Here is a 15,012-nt window from a genome sequence, read left to right on the forward strand (position 1 = left end):
ATATAACCATGAAGTTTAAAATGATCTGGTTCGATTTCGGAGGGGTGTTATCCCCTCCCATAAACGAGCTGTTCAATATATATGAAACGAGAACAGGCATCCCCTCTTCTGCGTTAAAAGATGTGATGATCAAAGTCGCTGAAGATATGGACTTAGAAATGCTTTCACCTATTGAGAACGCATTGATTAGCGAGGCAGATTGGGGAGCAGCCTTAAGAAAAAGCTTGCACACTCATTACCCTGAAATTGATACCTCAAAAGCCAGATTAGAAAATTTCGGCGAACAATGGTTTACAGGTGTTAGCCCTAATCAAGATATGGTCAATGAGTTTATTCGATTAAAAAATGAAGGCTTTCAAGTCGGTATTCTTACCAACAATGTTGTTGAGTGGGAACCTTATTGGAAAGCCATGTTGAAACTAACAGATACAGCAGACTTTATTATTGATTCCTGCAAAGAAAGACGACGTAAACCTGAACCAGAGTTTTTCTATTTAGCAGAAAAACAATCGGGCTTTGCACCACCTGAAATGCTGTTAATTGATGATCTCAAAGTCAATTGCGATGCTGCGGCATCGAGAGGATGGGGAACAGTGCATTTCAAGGAAACAGAACAAGCACTATTAAGCTTAAGAAACCAGCTAAATTCAGGGAAGAACAATGAGTATCGCATTGCATAATAAGCTAAGTAGCATTGATGAAATACCAAACTATGATGCTAGACCAGCTTATTCAGTTATCAATAAAGCAACTTACACAGATCATGGCTTAATTCGTATTTTAAGTGGTCATGAAACACATCATGTCATTAATTTTAAAGATGTCAAAAAGATACTAGTCGACAAAACCTGTGTCCGAGGCCCATCTAACACAGAAGGTGGTCCAAGCATTCTTCCGACATTAACGCCAAAAGACCTCTTACTCAATCTGGATTTCCCTGACCATTCTCGGATGAAGCAGTTCATTACGAGAGACTATAGTCGTAGCGGCCTTAGCTGGTTAAAACTCTACATTGAAGAAATGACTCACATCTGTGTTGACGAAATGCTAACCAGTGGCAAAAGAGACTTGTTTATAGATGTCCTTGATAAAGTCTCTGTTACTGTCAACTGCAAACTATTAGGAATAGATACAGACGATATCGCCTATTTTCGCAGTCTCGCTAAAACAGTTCAAATTTCAGACAAAAATGACGTCGATAACCTCACTCAGCAATTCACTCTTTTGTATGAATATTTGATGGAGCATGTAACAGGTGTTCGTTCACACGATGATGAAGGCTTGATTCAAAAGTTCTTAAATAATCGCGATAAAAGCACACCTCCTTTAAACGATGATGAACTCGTCTCGATTCTTTTGGGTTCATTACTTGGAGGTGATCAAAACACCTTGACCCTAATGACGAAGATTTTATATGCCGCTCTGTCATTACCAAATATTTGGGATGACATCGTAAAACATCCTGAACTTAGGGAACCTTATATTGAAGAACTTTTAAGGCTCACTAACTTGGGTAACAGCTCTACTTTCCCTCGCATAGCCACTGAAGATGTTGAAATATCATCCGGCATAATTCCTGCTGGTAGTGTTATTTATGCTGATGTCTTTACCGCAAACAGAGATCCAAATGTATTTAAAGATCCATTAAGCATAAATCCAAATCGAACAGGACCCGCTCACTTACAGTTTGGGTATGGCATGCATCAATGCATGGGAAGAGAGCTTGCCAAAATGGAAGTCGGTGTTGTTCTGGATGTATTGGCTCAAAGACTTCCCAAAATGAAACTTATCAAAGGTGACAAACAGATTAACTGGTCTGAAGGCATCATTTTAAGAAGACCAGATAACCTACCTATTAGCATTAACTCTAAACACGAGCAGTTTTAAAATGAACGAAACACAACCAAAAAATAACTTCATTATACTGTTCGCAGTATTATTGGCTGTCTTTGTAGTGCCTAGCTCGATTTCAGGCACGGCAATCGCATTACCTTATATCAGTACCGACATTCAGTCAGACCTCGCCAGCTTACAATGGGTGGTCAATGCCTTTAATCTTACATTCGCGTGTTTTACGCTTATTTGGGGCAAAATATCCGATATTTGGGGCAAGAAACGCTCATTCTTTATTGGTGCTTTCATTTATACCTTAGCGTCTGCAGGCTCAGCACTTTCAACGAATGCACTAGTGCTTGATATTTTTAGAGCACTTGCAGGTGTCGGTGGTGCCGCCATTTTTGCATGTGGTAGCGCCATATTCATTCATGCGTTTGAAGGCGATGCAAGAACCAAAGCCTTTGCCTTATTTGGCACAACGGCGGGTCTTGGAATTACCTTAGGCCCCACTATTTCAGGTATTTTACTTGATTCGATTGGTTGGCAGGCAATCTTCTTCATGCATGCAGCCGCCCTCTTCTTAGTCTTAATTGTCAGTGTCAAAATACCGGCAGATCAGGCTCAAGGAGGCTCTATTGCACAAATAGATTTGGTGGGTTCCTTCTTTTTTATCACTAGTATGTTTATGCTGATGCTAGCGCTTTCAAAAGGTTATGACTGGGGCTGGAAAAGTGAAGCGATTATCTTAAGTTTTGCGGGTAGTTTTGTCTGTTTCTTAGGCTTTATCTTACGCATTAGAGTCGCAAAGTTCCCTGTGCTCAGCCTTGATCTCATTAAAAATCATAAATTCTTAGGCTTAATTTTGGTGCCTGTGGTGGCAAGCTTTACCTTTGTTACTCTGTTAACCTACTTCCCAACCTTTCTCACTGGCTCTATGCAGCTTTCAGCGTCAAAAGCCGGTTTGATTATGTTGTTTTTAACCGCACCCGTTTTGGTTTTCCCACTTATTGCAGGTAAGTTATCAGCAAAAGGGGTCAGCACGAATTTGCTTATGTATTTAAGCATTGTCAGCATGCTAGTCGGTGCGGCTGCACTTATCTTTGTGGTAGAAAATCATATTTCTATCATGGCAATTGCAATTGCTTTGATACTTATTGGTATCGGTATGGGAATGTCCGCTGGCCTTGTAGATGGCCAAGCCCTAAGCAGCGTCAACGAAAACGACGTCGGTATGGCTGCTGGTTTACTTAATACCTTCAGACTCGGTAGCGAGGCAATTGGTGTTGCTCTTTATGGTTCACTACTAAGCTCAATTGTTAGCAATATGGTCCCTATGCAGCTTAAAGATCACATCGTTTTGAACACAGACAGCTGGGTTAATGCGATCTCATCAGGCAACTTTATGAGCATGTTACCGCAAGGGCAAGCTGAACAAGCAAGCATTTTTGAAACCATGTCCAGCATCTATAACAGCGCTTTTATTACGACTAATATCGCGTTAACAGGAATGGCGCTTATTGTATCTATCTTGGTTCTTTTCTATCTAAGGAAGGAAAAATACTCGGCTCAAGGGGAAGCACAAGTAAGTTAATAGTCTAAACAGAAAAGTTAAAACTCAAAAACACAGAGACATAATCGTCTCTGTGTTTTTGCAAATACTAGTTTGCTTGATAAGAGAAACGATACAAGGTGTAAGGCGCTTTCGCATTCCCTAACCCTTGGCTAAACGCAGGATGCTGATGCAACTGATCTTGTGTCACATAAACATAACCATTACTTAAGGCAAAACTATCAGGCCAAGACAAACGCTTATCTTGTACTAAGACTTGATACTCACCTTTGGTAGTTAAGCCAACCGCGCTGTTTTCAAGATCTGACACTATAATGCCCTGCTTAGAATAAGCGATACCATCACTTGGATTCTTCGGCCCGAAGACTTCGATCTTGCTTTCGATTTGAGAATCAGACAATGAATTATTCACTAGTGCCATAGCTGGTACACGATAAATCTTAGAGCCAGTAAAAGCACCAAAATAGATCCACTCACTCTCCTCATCCATGGCAATGGGGTTTAAGCCAAAACGCAGTTTAGTCGTTTTACCCTCAGCTGATTTTGATGCTAATAGAGACGCTTCTATCACAATGTCTCTGTCTTCTGGCATCAAGGTATCCGCATTTTCAAGGACACGTTTAGCTTGGCCAGAGGCAATATCGACCACAACAAAGGCAGGTTTAGTTGCTCCAGCAAAGTTTCCAAATGTCATATCAGCAATGATGATTTTTCCGTGTTTTTCATCTATCACAAAATCTTGTAAAAAAGAGTTTGCTGCAAGGGCAGAAGCAGGCAGTTCAATATTATGAGATAGCTTATTAAGCACAGTATCCCAAGCGACCAATTTAGCAGGAGACGCTTCGCTGCCCATGTCTAGCATCCATACCACCCCTTTACTATCTGAATGCACACCAATAACTGCAGACAAACCTACCTTGCCTATCTCTGGACCATCCGCCCAATCTTGAGTAGGAAATGGTCGCTTAGCCCCATTTGCCATCACCTCGACAACTTTCACCTTAGGGCCATCAAGTGGGTCCATACTAATAATGATACGACCTTCTGGCGTAATTGTAATACCGCCTCCACGATAGTCTTCAAACTGAGTTACCGCTTCTAACACACCAATTTTAAGATTGTGTGCTGTATGAGCTTGACCGTTTGAAGCCGCAGAAGCTCCCATCGATAAAGTGGCACCCATAATAGATAGGTTCAATAAAGTTGCAGATAATTTAACGTTTTTCATGTGAACTCCCGTTTAAATAATTTAATCAAAATGGAAGGAAACAATGACTGCCCCTTCGATAGACGCCATATTAATAGCGGATTAAAACCCTTTAAACAGGGCAATAAATGAATCTTTATCTAATAATTTTAGATAATAATATATTTACTCTACTACCTAAACCTATTCATTAAAGCAATCAGGCTCTCATGGAAACATTGACAAAATTGAAATCAATAAATGATAACCATTTGCATTTAAATCTTATTTCCATTTAAATAGATGTATCATTTAGCTAAAGGTGTGTTTAGATGAACTTACAAGACTGCTGGACTAACTACTTAACGGCAGAGCAATTACTTGAAGATGGACACTGGTCCGCTGCTCAACAAGTGTTTGAAAAGGTGCTTCAACATCTCCCTCAACATATTCAGACGGCCTTAACTGATGAAGATACAAGACCTTGTCAGTTTGCTTGTCTATTAAAAGGCTTAAAAGATGCAAGCATTTCCCAATCAGAAATTCTGAATCATATGGGTGAGCACGATGCCGCCTTTGACCTGCTTAATCAGTCTTACGCGTTTTTGCAGTTTATCTACCTTGAGCCGAATTTATTGGTAAAACACTCAACTCAATCATTAGAAACACACAGTGATGATTTGCTCAAACATATGACGGCGTTTTGTGCTGCCCATAATGAATCCCATTGGGCTCGTGAGCTCCAACAAGTACAAGAAAGCCACCATCATTTTAGGAACCTCACCCAACACAGGATTATGAGCGTGCAATCAGCAGCGCTTAACTGATAAGGAAATCACATGTCACACGCCCCTATTCTTGAGGTCAAAAGCCTCTCTATTAGTTTTGCCTTAACCCAAGGCACATTGGATGCGGTTAAAAATTTAAGCTTTGAGCTCTACAAAGGAGAAACCCTAGCGATTGTTGGAGAATCCGGCAGTGGTAAGTCCGTTTCTAGTAATGCCTTGATGCAACTATTGCCTAAGAACGCTAGCATCAAGACAGAATCGAGTATCGTCTTTGAAGGTGAAGAGATCTTAGTCAAGTCAGAAAAAGACATGCGTCAGATTCGCGGAGATAAAATCGGCATGATCTTCCAAGAGCCAATGACCTCACTTAACCCTTATTTAAAGGTGGGTACTCAAGTCGCTGAGGCCATGTTATGCCATCGCTCCGTTTCGAGAAAAGTAGCAAGAGCTAAAGTATTAGAACTCTTTAACCTGGTACATCTCCCCTTTCCTGAACAAGCTTATGGTAAATACCCACATGAGTTTTCCGGCGGGCAATTACAACGCATCATGATCGCCATGGCGCTTATCAACGAGCCGGACATCTTGATAGCAGACGAACCCACCACAGCGTTGGATGTGACAGTACAGGCAGAAGTCTTAAACCTGATTAAAGAAGTTCAGGCTAAAATGGGCATGGCTGTGCTCTTTATCACCCATGATTTAGGTGTGGTCAAGCACCTTGCCGATAGAGTCTTAGTAATGTGTAAGGGCGAACTAGTGGAGCAAGGGGAAACAACAAGCCTGTTTGAAAACCCGCAGCTTCCCTATACCAAGATGCTAATCGACTCGACACCAAGAGGCCAAAAGGATGAGCCACCTAAAAATGCAACCGAGTTACTTAAAGCCAACGACATTAAGGTGAAATACCATATCGGCACCCAGCTCATTAGCCGTAAGAAAGAATACTTTGAAGCCGTTAAAGGCCTCTCACTAAATTTAAAACAGGGTGAAACCTTAGGCATAGTGGGCGAATCTGGCTCAGGTAAATCCACCCTAGGCAGAGCCTTAATCGGCTTATTACCATCAAGTGGCCAAATAGAATTTAAAGGCCAAGATGTTAGCAAACTTAGCAAAAAAGACAGATTCGACCTTAAAAAAGATATTCAAGTCGTCTTCCAGGACCCTTACGGCTCTCTTTCGCCACGCATGACTGTAGGCGAAATTATCACCGAAGGGCTTACGGTTCATCGTCCTGAATTATCTAAAGCAGAACGCATGCAAAAAGCCCGTAAAGCGTTAGAGGAAGTTCGCTTAGAGGCTCACTCTATCAACCGTTACCCCCATGAGTTTTCGGGTGGGCAAAGGCAGCGTATCGCCATTGCTCGTGCTTTGATTCTAGAGCCTTCTTTTATCTTGTTAGATGAACCCACCTCAGCCCTTGATCGCTCAGTCCAACTAACAGTCATCGACTTACTGAAGAGTATTCAAAAGCAGCACAATATTGGCTTCTTGTTTATCAGCCACGACTTAAGCGTGGTGAAAGCCTTGTCTGATCGAGTAATGGTGATGCAAAAAGGGGAAGTGATGGAAGAAGGTTCAGCTGAAGAGGTTTTCAAGAACCCGAAAAGTCGCTATACCCAAAAACTCATTGCCGCCTCTTTTGACCTTTAAACAGAGGTTACGGCAGAAAATCAAGTTGCCTAACAGAAACAAGCGGCAAAAATAGCGATTTTTATCTACTAAACCAACCAAAGAGATAGGTAACACTGGCCTTTATCTATCTCTTTGGTATCAAATCCCGAGACTCTTTTCTCAAATTGATAATCGCAATTATAAACGTACTTATGGCGTTGACTGGACCACAGATTCAGAATGGAATAGACGAAGAGAACGAACCCGTATTATCGTCAGACCAAGAGGTGGGAATGACTCTTTAAACCTTTAAATTTTCTCACTTTGAAAGAGATAAACACTGGGTTGATACAGGCAAAATACTCTAATTGATAGAGTAGCCCAGTGTTTAGCATTTAAATGGCTTTGTTGTAGACAAAGTTATCTCTACATAAAATGATATTTTACATTGCCGTTAAGAGTGTTAGAGCGAAAGCGAGCTGTGTTAAAATGCTCATACTCGAAGCCTACTGAAATGTCATTCTCCAAAGTAAATTCATACCCTACCGACAAACTCAATCCTAGGCCGTTCTTTTTTGAGATGCTTTTATCCTCATTTTCTATATCATAACGATAAGCGCCAGCGCCCACTTTCGCATAGATAGCGTAACTATCATTGATTTTATAAAAGTGTTTAAGCTTTATATAAATCATATCCATTTCTAAATCATCTTTTGATTCATCTTCATAATTATCCCCCCCTAAATAGCCTGTTTCTAAAAAGCGAGAATGACTAATTTGATGTCCATAATGAATACGATATGGCGAATAAGTATTTGAATCCAACTCAGAGTTATCCGACGCCAGCCAAGCAATACCAAAAGAGCCTTCTACATAATTAGCGGCATAAGAAGTGCTAGAAATAAAGGGTAATAGTGAAGAGACTAAAAGGAAGGAGAAAGTATTTCTTAGAAAAGGACGACCCATATAAAACGTTTCCTTATGTTTTATTAACTGTGGCTGTTAAGCGATATTTTATTGAGGCCAGCATAATAGAAAACACGTTTAAAAAACATCTAAAAGATACAATTTAGAAGCTTATGAGTAATAGAATTAAAGATTCACACCTATACTAAAATTCTAACGACGACCGCGAACCCTTTAGCTTTGGAGTCATGATGAAACTTAGTCAATTAGAGCAATACGCAGAGATAGAAAAGCTTATCTTCAATAGCTTGGACCCTTCTTTATATACGGTTAGCGCCCTTATTTCAGGGGGAGATGATGCTGAAGAGCACATGATTACAGATGAATCTGAAATAAATTTAAAGGGTAACAACGTGCTCAGCTTACAAAAACAGCTCCGTAAGGTTAAAGCGGCTAAGCATGTAATAAGACACACCAGTGCTTATGATGAAATGATAGGCGGCCCACTTAAAGCCACCAACGAAATGGAAGTGCCCGTTGGAGACCGTAAGCTGTATTGATCAAACAGCTTAAATCGAACTTGTTTTCTCAATTTTTAGATTTATAAAACAGATTGCCCACTATTTTGATAAGGCTGCTAATAAAAACGCTGTCGAATCAATCACATGTTTTTTGATCAATTTGTCATCTGGTTTAGGCATACCAACTAACACCCCAGACCTGAGTGAAAGTAACATCCCAGTCCATATAGAAATGATACTTTCAGTATCCTCAATACCAAACCGCTCAGTGAAGAAGTGAGTCAAAGCAAGATCTGTTTCGTCAGGACCTACAGACATAAAACAACTTGTAATATCAGCATCTTTAGGACTTTCTGCAATTAATAATCTCATCGTTGCAATGTGCTCATCTGATAAATGGAAGTAAATAAAATCGGTAGCAAAGCTTAACAGAGCTTGCTTGATATCAGGATGAGTTAAATGATCACTAAATTGGCTGTTAATTCTTTCTCCCATCCATTTCAAAGTCGCCTTAAATAAATCGACTTTAGAAGGGAAGTAGCGATATAACGTTTGCTTTGTTATTTGAGCTTCTAGTGCAATTTTATCCATATTAGCCAAAACATAACCTTCAGATAAAAAGACTACCCTCGCAGCACCTAAAATCGCTAACCTTTTTAACTCTTTGTTTTGTTGTATTTTTTTCATAATTATTTAAACCTAAAATAACAAATCATACTTTACAGTATGATTTATCTTGACGCAACAAACCCTTAAAATCATACTTATGAGTATGATTTTTAAATAAAAGGTATTTTCACAATGAATAATTCGTTAACCATGAGAAGAAATAGCACACGTATTACAGGTTTTACAATCGCCCTACTTGGGGCATTTTTGATGAGTTTAGACCCTATATTTATTCGTTTTGCAGGCGTTAGTGGGTTTGATACCGCTTTTTTATTTGGTTTGTTTAGTGCGATATCAATGCCAATAATACTCAAATGTAGTGATGAAAGAGGTATAAAAAAAGCCGTCATAACAAGTGGCTGGCCATTGCTCTTATCCGGTGTATTAATGCTAGGTAGTGCTTCTGGTTTAGTTTTCAGTATAAAGACAACTTCGATAGCAAATACATTTATTATTCTTAGTGCCACTCCAGCTGTAGCCGCTATCTTTAGCTGGCTAATTCTACGAGAAAAAACAAGTCGCTCTACTCTGGTTGCCATCGCTTTTGTCGTTGTGGGGATTACCATTGTGGTATCTGGGTCGTTTGGATCAGGTAACTGGGTTGGAGATGTACTAGCACTATTTTCTGTAATCTGCCTGTCACTTATGTTCACTTTGTTACGTAAGTATCAGGAAGTAAGCCGCTTAGCCAGTGTCGGGTTCGGAGGGTTATTACTCGCGATAGTCATGTTTTTTTTCGCAACACCGTCAAGCTATACGACAGAAACCTGGATAATTATGGGAGCAATGGGGCTATTTACAGCACCAGTTGGCCGAGTGTTATCTATGGTTGCAACACGCCATATTACTGCCCCGGAAGTTTCTATGACCTTGATGCTAGAAACCGTGCTTGCACCTATCTGGGCCTTTATCTTCTTTCATGAAACGCCACCCGTTACTAGTGTCATGGGTGGCGTAATTATCCTAATCAGTATTCTTATATACACACTAATTTCAATAAAAAATGATCAATAGATAGTTCACTTATTACATTTGAGGAATGAAAAATGAAAGCAGAGTTAAATTTTATTGGAAGCATAACAACGCCATATCACGCCTTAGAAGAGTGCCCGAATAATATCCAACAAGATGGCCCTTTATGTCACATAGTGCTTTACCCTGAATATTTAGATGGTATTAAAGGCTTAGTGCAAGGTCAGGATATTATGATTTTATATTAGCTTGGCAATAGTCATAGAGAAAACACAAGTACTGCTTATAAAAGTGGAAAAAGCGACTTAGGGACATTCTCTCTGCGAACTCCCCATCGCCCCAACCCAATTGGAGTCGCGGTTTTACCTATAGAGGACTTAGAAGAAACGGGACTGACAATAAAAGGCTTAGATTGCCTTAACAGCACTCAATTACTTGATATAAAGCCAGCAATATATAAGGAAACAAGCATTAATAAGTAATCAACAACAAAAACTCAAAAACCACTTATTAATAGTTAAATAAGTGGTTTTAGCACAGGCGAATTCACTCCCCCTTCAACCTCAACATTATTTGATTTTTTTGCTTTATATTGATCTCATCCACAAAGGCTGCGTCAGCTTCTAAGACTGTGTATATGATTTTACAGAGCCTCCTGTATAGGCTGTTTTGATACCCTATTAACCTATCCAAAGTGGTTTTTGGATAATGGACTAGAGCAAGTTTACACCCATGATAAATAAGACACTTATCATGGGAATTTCTCTAAAATGCTCTAAAATTCACTCTAAAATGCGCCAAAAAGAACTATTTAAAATGAGCTATTTGATAGAAGTACTCAGGGATGCACCTTTCTCACCTATCGACACGACAAGTATTTTAGCAACTTCACTGTGACTAAGGTTTTCAGTTAGCTCATGTACTGAACCTAAAGGCTCTACCCATACTTCACCTTGCTTATAATCCTTAGCTTGACTGCCTTTTAATTTTGATCTCACCCTTCCTTGCAGCACATAAACATAGAGCATGCCCTCATGTGTATGTGAGCCAACACGCACCTCTGGCTGTAATTCAACCGTTAAGGTCGTGAGATAAGCTTTCTCAAACTCAGGTAATGCCAGAATATTTAGCATTTGTCGGTTTACATCATGGGCATCACCTTCGTGTGTTAACCCATGATTAGACAGGCTTAACATCGCAATGAGACTAAAGAGGCGCGCTACTTTTCTCCAAACCTTCATAGCTCTCATTTCTTTTATATAAGCCTTCATAACTCTCGTATCATTAATTAACAGACCCATAACTTTCTCCTAATTTAGGCCATAGCCGTTGCCACACCAATACGATTCCATGCATTAATCGTCACTATCAGCATAATGAGCTGGGCAATTTCTGAGTTTGAAAGGTATTGCTTTAAAGGCTCATAAATATCATCAGGGACATGTCTACGCGATAACTCAGTCACATGATCTGTCATGGCTAAAATGGCTTTTTCTTTTCCATTAAACAATGCACTTTCTGGCCAAGCCTTCAGTGCTTCAAGCTTCCCCTTTTCAATGCCGAGCTTTTCTGCAGCAGAAGTATGCATCTCGATACAAAAATGACATTGATTAATCAAAGAGGCTCTAAGCCTTACCAGCTCTTGAGTCTCTTTAGGGAGAGTGGATTGGCCAATAAACTGCTCTAGTTCAAACATGGCTTTATATGCATTTGGTTCAAGAGATTGAATATTTACACGAGTCATAGTGTTACCTCAAAAGTGAATGGACAAATTGTTAACTTGTGCTCACTTTAACCAAAAGTGATTAATGCTAGAATAGCCTCAAAAGAACAAGAGTTATTCGTAAATCGCATAAATAGAATGGAACATCTAAATGCTTAAGATTCAGATTGAAGAATTAGAAATGTTGGTAGCAACAGTCAATTGCGGCAACTTTAGTAAGGCTGCCGAAGAGCTTGGGGTAACCGCCTCAGTAGTCAGCCGCACAATCAAGAAACTGGAAAACAAGCTCAATACGACCCTCTTCAATCGAACTACTCGCAAGACACAATTAACACAAGAAGGCCAATGGCTGTTTAATGAAGCAAGTGCCATGATTGCCCAAGGTCAGAGAGTCGAGTCCCAACTTGGCGAACGTACAGCTGCACCTGCGGGGCGATTAGTGGTTGATGCAGCCACGCCTTTTTCGCTGCATGCTATTGCTCCACTTATCGCTGGCTTTAACCAGAAATACCCAGATGTCACTGTGATCATGACTTCGACCGAATCCAATATTGATCTAATTGAACGTAAAGTGGATATTGCCATTCGCATTGGCCATTTAACAGACTCAACCCTTAAAGCACGCAAGCTAGGTGAAACCAGCAGACAACTTTATGCCTCTCCTAGTTATATTGATGAACACGGATTGCCTAAGTCCCCGAACGACTTAAAACAGCATAATTGTTTAGGGTTTGTTAAGCCCGATAGACTCAATGTATGGCCGCTTCAGGATAAAAACAAAAATGCGATACATATAGTCCCTAGAACTTATGCGGACAATGGAGAAACCTTACGCCAATTAGCAATACAAGGTTGTGGAATAGCCAGTTTATCAAGGTTTACAGTAAACGCAGATGTTCAGGCGGGACACTTACGCCCTATTTTAGAAAGAGATATTCAAGCTGAATCCATTCCAATATATGCTGTTTTTTACTCTGATAACGAGGTTAACCCAAGAATGCGTTGTTTCTTGGATTACATCTGTGAGCATATTGTTTTTAAATAACAGATGGAAATAAACACTAACCAGAAAGAGTCTGACTTGAAGAAAAGCCAAAATATTGGATCAGGATAATTAATCCTTCAAACCCAGCATTTCTTGGATTTTCTTTTGCTTGATATTACTCGCATCCACAAAGATAACCTCTGCTTCTACAGATGCATCTATGGTTTTACCTAGCCTCGCGGCATGGGCCGTTTTAATACCTTGATAGCCCATCAAGAAGGGGTTTTGAATGATAAAGCCTTGCATACTTTTTTCTTGAACCGCTTTGATCATAAGGGCATGGCTATCAAAGCCAATAAACTTAACATCCTGTTCTAAACCTAATTGTTTTAAACTCGCCAACACACTGACACTGGTCGATTCGTTTGGTGTAAACACCCCTTCAAATTCGTCTAACCCTTTAAGAAACCTGATTGAATTAACTCTTGCTTGGCCTATGGTTGTGCCTAAATAGCCTTCAAAGATGAGGTTCAAACCTTTCTCTTTAGCCGCTTTAATAAAGCCCTCTTCACGTAATCGTGTACTGATAACCTTTTGATCCATCCTCAGTAACACAACTCTCTTTTGAGTAGAGTCTGCAAGCGCATTAGCCATTTCTAAGCCTGCAAGATAACCTGCTTTAAAGTTATCCGTTTTAATCACACTCACCCGCTCGCCCCCTGTGTCTCTATCAATAAACACAGTGGAAATACCTTTCTCTTTTAACGCTTTCACATCTTTATTTCGATCGGCATTATTAGGCGCTAACACCAAAGCCTCACAACCCATTTCCATCATAGAGTGAATGATTTTAGCTTGAGATTTACTATCTACTTCATCCGCAGCACCTCTTACCAAAACCTTCAATGAAAGCTCTTTCCCGGCGGCTTCAGCCCCTTTTTTTACCTCACCCCAAAAACCATCGCCACCACCTGCGGTAACCACCCCAATACACTGAGACATAAGCGGGAAAGACATAACTAGAGACACAGAAAATACAGCAGATTTAACAGCACTCAGAAGAGAGGTAGCTCTCATTGACGATATCCTTAATACGAATCACTCTTTAAACTATAGGACCATTCACCCTCATAAACTGGGGTATTAGGAATAAAAAAGTAATGCATTGTAAATGAGATTAAGTGACAGCTAGGTAAACAAGCATCATGGATTAATTGTTTCTAAAAACACTTATCTCCAAGTATTTCCCGTTGTTATGACGGCGTAATGGTGAGTGAGGTTTATTAAAGTGAACTATGGGTGAAGTTAAGAAGCATATTTGCTTTTTACTCAATACTGACTTTATAGGAGAGGCCTCAGCAATGCATAAGTTATTAGATAAAAAAGTTAATATTGTTAAAAGAAAAGAGCGATTTAATACAAAGAGTAATTTCTCTCAAGAGCTTCTAATACAAAGAAAGATACTGGTTGGTAATGAATGGTTAAATCATACAGAAGACAGTTTTTTAGAAGATATTGAAGCAGGTGTTAAACCCCGACTTAATCACTGGCGAGAATTAAAAGATAAAGTTTTCAAAAAGAATACAAATGCAGCTACGAATTCTGCTATTAAAGATTATTACGAGTTAAAGTTACCAGATGTGGAAGTGACACAATTTGAATCAGATATTCTAGCCTCTCTCCGCAAGCATAACAGCCAGAACAGCTTCGCTGACAAGAATGATCTTTATAGGCAGATAGCACAGGATATAAAGCTCAAGCTATTAAAATTTAATAATATTGCAGGCATTCCGCACCATGACGGTCAATTTAAAAAAACAGACGATAACTTCGGTGGCTCGGCGAGTGGTCGTAACAAAAATTTAGTCATATACCGTACTATGCCCAAGGCAGATTGGGTTAATTATAAAGAAAGTGGAGATCTAAAAGATATTTTGTATGGTCATGGAGGCTCACTTGGCCAGGCAATGCACTATTTTTATAAATCCCAAAAAGACAACAAAGATGATGTTCTTGTCGAGTTTAAGTTCTTTAAAAGCGCATTAGAGCTAATAGATTACTCTAAGGTTAACGGAGGAGGTGAAGGGGGTGCTCCAAAAAATGGACAATTAACAGGAAAATCTGAACAAAATGATTTAATGAATGTTGATGATAATGTTTTTAGTATCCACTTACATAAGAGCAAAGACTTGATAAAAGAGTTAAAACCCAAAGTTCGCCTTATTGCACAAGTGCAGTGATC

At 39.7% G+C, this 15,012-nt stretch carries 16 protein-coding genes and 1 pseudogene; 11 read left to right on the forward strand and 6 right to left on the reverse strand.

Going from position 1 to position 15,012, the window contains the following annotated elements:
* The first annotated feature begins 8 nt into the window (after window positions 1-8).
* Genes Q0A08_RS06860 through Q0A08_RS06870 form a run of 3 tightly spaced genes read left to right on the forward strand, consistent with a single transcriptional unit; the run spans window position 9 to window position 3,427 of the window.
* On the forward strand, window positions 9-680 hold the full coding sequence (locus tag Q0A08_RS06860) for an HAD-IA family hydrolase (protein ID WP_438465729.1): 672 nt from the start codon (window positions 9-11) through the stop codon (window positions 678-680).
* On the forward strand, window positions 661-1,887 hold the full coding sequence (locus tag Q0A08_RS06865; RefSeq protein ID WP_438465730.1) for a cytochrome P450: 1,227 nt from the start codon (window positions 661-663) through the stop codon (window positions 1,885-1,887). The genes Q0A08_RS06860 and Q0A08_RS06865 overlap by 20 nt, the downstream gene beginning before the upstream one ends.
* A 1-nt stretch (window position 1,888) precedes the next feature.
* Window positions 1,889-3,427 (forward strand): MFS transporter, encoded by a 1,539-nt coding sequence (locus tag Q0A08_RS06870; protein WP_438465731.1) that lies wholly within the window; start codon window positions 1,889-1,891, stop codon window positions 3,425-3,427.
* Between the two features lie 67 nt (window positions 3,428-3,494).
* Here the strand turns inward: Q0A08_RS06870 and Q0A08_RS06875 are convergent, their stop codons facing one another.
* Window positions 3,495-4,634: an L-dopachrome tautomerase-related protein gene (locus Q0A08_RS06875; protein WP_438465732.1), complete on the reverse strand. Its 1,140-nt coding sequence runs from the start codon at window positions 4,632-4,634 to the stop codon at window positions 3,495-3,497.
* Between the two features lie 290 nt (window positions 4,635-4,924).
* On the opposite strand from Q0A08_RS06875, the gene Q0A08_RS06880 reads away from it, so the two are divergent.
* Both Q0A08_RS06880 and Q0A08_RS06885 read left to right on the forward strand, forming a co-directional pair.
* Window positions 4,925-5,419 (forward strand): hypothetical protein, encoded by a 495-nt coding sequence (locus tag Q0A08_RS06880; RefSeq protein WP_438465733.1) that lies wholly within the window; start codon window positions 4,925-4,927, stop codon window positions 5,417-5,419.
* Between the two features lie 12 nt (window positions 5,420-5,431).
* Window positions 5,432-7,033, forward strand: a complete 1,602-nt coding sequence (locus Q0A08_RS06885; protein ID WP_438465734.1) for an ABC transporter ATP-binding protein — start codon at window positions 5,432-5,434, stop codon at window positions 7,031-7,033.
* A 387-nt stretch (window positions 7,034-7,420) separates the two neighbouring features.
* Here the strand turns inward: Q0A08_RS06885 and Q0A08_RS06890 are convergent, their stop codons facing one another.
* Window positions 7,421-7,960: a porin family protein gene (locus Q0A08_RS06890; protein WP_438465735.1), complete on the reverse strand. Its 540-nt coding sequence runs from the start codon at window positions 7,958-7,960 to the stop codon at window positions 7,421-7,423.
* A 191-nt stretch (window positions 7,961-8,151) separates the two neighbouring features.
* On the opposite strand from Q0A08_RS06890, the gene Q0A08_RS06895 reads away from it, so the two are divergent.
* Window positions 8,152-8,460, forward strand: a complete 309-nt coding sequence (locus tag Q0A08_RS06895) for a DUF6482 family protein (protein WP_438465736.1) — start codon at window positions 8,152-8,154, stop codon at window positions 8,458-8,460.
* Between the two features lie 60 nt (window positions 8,461-8,520).
* Here Q0A08_RS06895 and Q0A08_RS06900 read toward each other — a convergent pair whose 3' ends face one another.
* On the reverse strand, window positions 8,521-9,108 hold the full coding sequence (locus Q0A08_RS06900; RefSeq protein WP_438465737.1) for a TetR/AcrR family transcriptional regulator: 588 nt from the start codon (window positions 9,106-9,108) through the stop codon (window positions 8,521-8,523).
* A 114-nt stretch (window positions 9,109-9,222) separates the two neighbouring features.
* Here Q0A08_RS06900 and Q0A08_RS06905 point away from each other — a divergent pair, with 114 nt between their 5' ends.
* The 3 genes and pseudogenes from Q0A08_RS06905 to Q0A08_RS06915 all read left to right on the forward strand — a co-directional run.
* A complete protein-coding gene (locus tag Q0A08_RS06905) occupies window positions 9,223-10,104 on the forward strand; it encodes a DMT family transporter (protein WP_438465738.1) in 882 nt (293 codons plus the stop codon).
* 32 nt (window positions 10,105-10,136) lie between these two features.
* Window positions 10,137-10,310, forward strand: coding sequence for a hypothetical protein (locus tag Q0A08_RS06910; protein ID WP_438465739.1), 174 nt, complete (start codon window positions 10,137-10,139; stop codon window positions 10,308-10,310).
* Between the two features lie 27 nt (window positions 10,311-10,337).
* Window positions 10,338-10,544 (forward strand): annotated as a pseudogene (locus tag Q0A08_RS06915) (TrmO family methyltransferase domain-containing protein); the annotation flags it as partial.
* Between the two features lie 339 nt (window positions 10,545-10,883).
* On the opposite strand, the gene Q0A08_RS06920 reads toward Q0A08_RS06915, so the two are convergent.
* Together Q0A08_RS06920 and Q0A08_RS06925 are read right to left on the reverse strand one after the other, a co-directional pair.
* Window positions 10,884-11,363 (reverse strand): cupin domain-containing protein, encoded by a 480-nt coding sequence (locus tag Q0A08_RS06920; protein WP_438465740.1) that lies wholly within the window; start codon window positions 11,361-11,363, stop codon window positions 10,884-10,886.
* Between the two features lie 14 nt (window positions 11,364-11,377).
* Window positions 11,378-11,806, reverse strand: coding sequence for a carboxymuconolactone decarboxylase family protein (locus tag Q0A08_RS06925; protein ID WP_438465741.1), 429 nt, complete (start codon window positions 11,804-11,806; stop codon window positions 11,378-11,380).
* A 130-nt stretch (window positions 11,807-11,936) separates the two neighbouring features.
* Between Q0A08_RS06925 and Q0A08_RS06930 the strand changes: the two genes are divergently transcribed.
* Window positions 11,937-12,830, forward strand: coding sequence for a LysR family transcriptional regulator (locus Q0A08_RS06930; protein WP_438465742.1), 894 nt, complete (start codon window positions 11,937-11,939; stop codon window positions 12,828-12,830).
* A 69-nt stretch (window positions 12,831-12,899) separates the two neighbouring features.
* Here the strand turns inward: Q0A08_RS06930 and Q0A08_RS06935 are convergent, their stop codons facing one another.
* On the reverse strand, window positions 12,900-13,847 hold the full coding sequence (locus tag Q0A08_RS06935; protein ID WP_438465743.1) for a substrate-binding domain-containing protein: 948 nt from the start codon (window positions 13,845-13,847) through the stop codon (window positions 12,900-12,902).
* A gap of 218 nt (window positions 13,848-14,065) precedes the next feature.
* On the opposite strand from Q0A08_RS06935, the gene Q0A08_RS06940 reads away from it, so the two are divergent.
* A complete protein-coding gene (locus Q0A08_RS06940; protein WP_438465744.1) occupies window positions 14,066-15,010 on the forward strand; it encodes a hypothetical protein in 945 nt (314 codons plus the stop codon).
* The last annotated feature ends 2 nt before the right edge of the window (window positions 15,011-15,012 follow it).

Origin of the sequence: Marinomonas sp. PE14-40, assembly GCF_051623805.1 — a bacterium.
Classification (GTDB): Bacteria; Pseudomonadota; Gammaproteobacteria; order Pseudomonadales; family Marinomonadaceae; genus Marinomonas.